Consider the following 4744-nt stretch of genomic DNA (forward strand, 5'->3'; position numbering starts at 1 on the left):
GCATCGGCCTGGAGGCGCCCAAGGCGGTCGCCGGCGTCGTCCAGCGCGGCAAGTCGCTGGCCCGTGGCGCCTCGAGGCGCCGGCCTGTCGCTGTCGCCGTTCGTCGTGGGCGGACGCCAGCGCTGGTTCGCCGAGCCGCCGCACATGCAGGTGAGCCTCGTGCTGCTGCCCGAGTCGGCGACCCCGCCGGCCGTCGGCGACGAGTCACCGCCTCGGTGCGGTTCACCACGGCGTCCTTCGACGCGTGGTGATCGACTGACCTACTGGCCCGGCGCGGCGCCTCCGCCGCCCGTGCCACTGCCCGTGCCGCTGCCGCCGCCAGTAGCCGGCGGGGTCTCCGGGTCCTCCGGCAGCGTCGGCGGGGTGGCGGTCCCGCCGGTCGGGGTCGGACGCGTCGGCGTCGGAGTCGGGGTCTTGCGCGTCGGCGTGGGCTTCGGCTTGTCCTCCTCCTCCTCGACGCACTTGCCGCGGCTCTTGCTGTAGCGCTCGCCGTCGCCGCACTCGGGCGTGTCACTGACGCACGACCCGGCGGACTTGCTGTAGCGCTCGCCCTCGCCGCAGGTCGGCGCCGGCGCGACGTACGTCGTGCCCTTGTCGGCCTTGATGTTGGCCGGCGGCGGGAAGCTGCCGCAGTTGTCGGAGTCCAGCACCTCGTTCATGTAGGCCGCGAACGTCTTGGCCGGGTACTGGCCGCCGTAGAACGTCGGCATGTAGCCCTCGAGGTCCTCGTTGCCCTTGCCGCGGTTGTACATGACCGCGGTGGTGAGCTTCGGCGTCGTGCCGACGAACCAGGACGAGGAGACGTGCTGGTCCTTGCGCGGGCCGGCGGTCGCCGTGCCGGTCTTGCCGGCGGTCGGGCAGACCGTGCGCCCGTTGGTGCCGGTGCCGTTGCTCACGACGCCCTGCAGGGCCTTGAGCGTGTCGGCGGCGACGTCCTTGTCGATGGACTGCTTGGGCTTGGCCTCGTGCTTGTAGAGCACCTGCTTGTCGCCGGACTCGACCCGGCGGATGACGTGCCACTCCGAGCGCTTGCCCTCGGCGGCGAGCGTCGCGTAGGCGTTGGCCATGTCGACGGTCGGGATGACCTCGGTGCCCAGCGACGTGACGACGCCGCGGACGTTCTCGTCGTCGTAGACCTTGAGCGCGCGCTCGCTGACGCCGGCGTCACGCGCGGCGCGGACGATCTTGTCCGGCCCGTCGTCCATCTGGACGGTGAGGTCGACGAACGCGGTGTTGATCGACTCCTCGGTGGCACGCTCCAGCGACACGTTGCCGAACGACTGGCCGCCCGAGTCGCCCTGGTTGCCGATGGTCACGTCGCTGCCGGGCAGGCGGTAGGGCGAGTTGCCGTCGAGCTGGGTCTGCAGGCTGTAGCCGTTCTCGAGCGCCGCGACGACGCCGAACACCTTGAACGTCGAGCCGGGCTGCGCGCCGAGGGTCGCCCAGTTCAGCTGGCTCTTGAGGAAGTCGTCGCCGCCGTACATGGCCTTGACCGCGCCGGTGCCGGGCTGGATGGAGACCAGCGCCTGGTGCAGCTCCTTGAGCCCGTCGGGGCGCTGCTCCTTGACCGTCTCCACGGCCGCCTTCTGCATCTTGCGGTCGAAGGTGGTGACGATGCGCAGGCCGCCGCCGTCGATCTGGGCGTCGGTGTAGCCGAGGGCGACGAGCTTCTTGCGGACCAGGTCGAGCAGGAAGCCCTTGCTGCCCTTGTAGCGGCTGCTGTTGGTCTTCTTCTTGAAGACGGGCAGCTTCTCGGCGTACTTGTCGTAGTCGGCCTGGCTGATCGCGCCGGCCTTGAGCATGCCGGACAGGACGTAGCGGTAGCGCGGCATCATCCGCGTCTCGACGTCGTCGGCGTACGGGTCGTAGTAGCTGGGGTTGTTGATGACCGTGGCCAGCGCCGCGGCCTCGTCGACGTCCAGGTCGGAGGCGTCGTGGCCGAAGTACGTCTTGGACGCGACCTGGATGCCGTACGCGCCGTTGCCGAAGTAGATCGTGTTGAGGTAGCCCTCGAGGATCTCCTCCTTGCTCTGCTGGCGCGAGATCTTCAGCGACAGGATCGCCTCCTTCACCTTGCGGCTGTAGGAGCGCTCCTGGTTGAGGTAGAGCACCTTCACGTACTGCTGGGTGATCGTCGAGCCGCCGCTCTGGATCTCGCCGCTCGTGGTGTTGTTGCGCACCGCGCGCAGGATGCCCTTGAGGTCGATGCCCTCGTTGTCGTAGAACGTGCGGTCCTCGGCGGCGATGACCGCGGCGCGGATGCTCTCGGGCATCTGCTCGAGGTCGATCGACTCGCGGTCCTGCGTCGCGAAGCTGCCGATCTGGGACTTGCCGTCGCTGTAGAAGACCTTCGTCGTCTGCGTCTTGAAGTCCGCGTTGGCGCTGGGCACCTCGATGAGCTGGTAGAGCGCGAACAGCGTGCCGAGGCCCAGGACGAGCCCCAGGGAGAAGAGCACGGCGAGCCAGCGCAGGGTCGAGACCCACCACGCCTTGTCGGTGCCGCTGATCTTGCGCGCGAGCTTCTTCACTCCGAGCATCTCCATCGTTCGAGGACGTTGCACAGGGCCGCGCCCGCCGGTGGACGGGCACGACATCCGGTCCAGTGTGGCGGATCGACCCACAAAAGCGGGAGTCGTGAGCGTGGGGTGTTCCCGAACACACCCGTTCGATGTATCGTCTCGATATAACGCGCTGGACGCATCGCGGGGAGGAGCAGGACGTGGCACGACGGAGCAACGCGCTGGAGCTGGCCGTCCTGGGCCTGCTGCACGAGGCGCCCATGCACGGGTACGAGCTGCGCAAGGAGCTCAACATCGTCCTCGGCTGGGGGCGCGTGCTGTCGTACGGCACGCTCTACCCGACCCTCAAGGCGCTCGTGGCGGCCGGCTACATCCAGGCCGAGACGCCCGCGCTGCCCGAGCCGGACGTGCTCGCCCGCGGGCGCAAGGCCCGCATCGTCTACCAGCTCACCGGCGAGGGGAAGGACCGCTTCGCCGAGCTGCTGGAGGACGCCGGGCCGAGCACGTGGGACGACGAGAGCTTCGACGTGCGGTTCGCGTTCTTCTCCCGGGTCGCGGTCGCCACGCGCATCCGCGTGCTGGAGGGCCGCCGGGCTCGCCTGGAGGAGAAGCTGGAGCGGGTCCGCCGCGCGTACACGACGCGCCGGCGGGGCAAGGACGCCTACCGCCTCGAGCGCCAGCGACACCGTCTCGAGCTCGCCGAGCTCGAGATCCGATGGCTCACCGAGCTCATCGACCGGGAGCGGGCGGCCGAGCTGCCGTCGCGTCCCGACGACACCGTCAACGAGTAACACGGAGGACCCATGGGTTCGGTACGAGTAGCGATCGTGGGCGTCGGCAACTGCGCGACGTCCCTCATCCAGGGCGTGGAGTACTACAAGGACGCCCCGGCCGACGGCCAGGTGCCCGGCCTGATGCACGTCCAGTTCGGCGAGTACCACGTCAAGGACGTCCAGTTCGTGGCCGCGTTCGACGTCGACGACAAGAAGGTCGGCAAGGACCTCTCGGAGGCCATCGGCGCCTCGGAGAACAACACGATCAAGATCTGCGACGTCCCGACGCTCGGCGTCGAGGTCCAGCGCGGGCACACGCTCGACGGCCTGGGCAAGTACTACCTGGAGACGATCGAGGAGTCGGCCGCCGACCCGGTCGACGTCGTCCAGGTGCTCAAGGACACGCAGGCCGACGTGCTCGTCTCCTACCTCCCGGTCGGCTCGGAGGAGGCGGACAAGTTCTACGCCCAGTGCGCGATCGACGCGGGCGTGGCGTTCGTCAACGCGCTGCCGGTCTTCATCGCCTCCGACCCCGAGTGGGCCCAGAAGTTCGAGGACGCCGGCGTCCCGATCATCGGCGACGACATCAAGAGCCAGGTCGGCGCGACCATCACGCACCGCGTCATGGCCAAGCTGTTCGAGGACCGCGGCGTCACGCTGGACCGCACGTACCAGCTCAACGTCGGCGGCAACATGGACTTCAAGAACATGCTCGAGCGCGAGCGCCTGGAGTCCAAGAAGGTCTCCAAGACCCAGGCCGTCACCTCGAACCTCACCGGCGAGCTGTCGGGCAAGGTCCACGACCGCAACGTCCACATCGGCCCGAGCGACTACGTCGCCTGGCTGGACGACCGCAAGTGGGCGTACGTCCGGCTCGAGGGCCGCGCCTTCGGCGACGTGCCGCTGAACCTGGAGTACAAGCTCGAGGTCTGGGACTCGCCGAACTCGGCCGGCATCATCATCGACGCCATCCGCGCGGCGAAGATCGCCAAGGACCGCGGCATCGGCGGCGCCCTGCTGAGCGCCTCGTCCTACCTGATGAAGAGCCCGCCGGTGCAGCGCGCCGACGACCACGGTCGCGCGAGCCTCGAGGCGTTCATCCGCGGTGAAGAGGAGCGCTGAGCACCTCGGCGTGTTGAGTCAGCGGCGTAGCGCTGGTACCGAGGAGCGCTGAGCCGCTGCGGCGACGTGCAGAAGCGCGGAGCCGCGGTGAAGAGGAGCGCTGAGCCGCTGCTCGCCAGGACCGCCTGACGACGGGCCCCCGACCACCCGGTCGGGGGCGTCGTCGTCTAGGGGGTCCGGGTGGCCTCGACGGCCACCAGCACGAGGTCGCCGACCGCGTCCGGCAGCCGCTCCTCGGCCCGCCAGACGGCGGTGAGCGGACGGCGGAGGTCGAGCTCGACCGGCACCTGCACCAGGCGTCCGGTCTCGAGCTCGGCGACGACGGCCCGC

General features: G+C 69.4%; 3 protein-coding genes and 1 pseudogene. 3 read left to right on the top strand and 1 reads right to left on the bottom strand.

The genetic code is table 11. The features are described 5' to 3' along the window. Nucleotides 1-251, top strand: a pseudogene (locus tag AC2W7G_RS09385) (alanine racemase); the annotation flags it as partial. A gap of 9 nt (nt 252-260) precedes the next feature. Here AC2W7G_RS09385 and AC2W7G_RS09390 read toward each other — a convergent pair. Beyond that, a complete protein-coding gene (locus AC2W7G_RS09390) occupies nt 261-2543 on the bottom strand; it encodes a transglycosylase domain-containing protein (RefSeq protein ID WP_485868199.1) in 2283 nt (760 codons plus the stop codon). Nucleotides 2544-2719: 176 nt separating this feature from the next. On the opposite strand from AC2W7G_RS09390, the gene AC2W7G_RS09395 reads away from it, so the two are divergent. Further along, nucleotides 2720-3310, top strand: coding sequence for a PadR family transcriptional regulator (locus AC2W7G_RS09395; RefSeq protein WP_485868200.1), 591 nt, complete (start codon nt 2720-2722; stop codon nt 3308-3310). Between the two features lie 12 nt (nt 3311-3322). After that, on the top strand, nt 3323-4414 hold the full coding sequence (locus AC2W7G_RS09400) for an inositol-3-phosphate synthase (RefSeq protein WP_485868201.1): 1092 nt from the start codon (nt 3323-3325) through the stop codon (nt 4412-4414). Nucleotides 4415-4744: the final 330 nt, after the last annotated feature.

The sequence above is a fragment of the Aeromicrobium sp. PFPM2_SD2 genome, assembly GCF_057364525.1.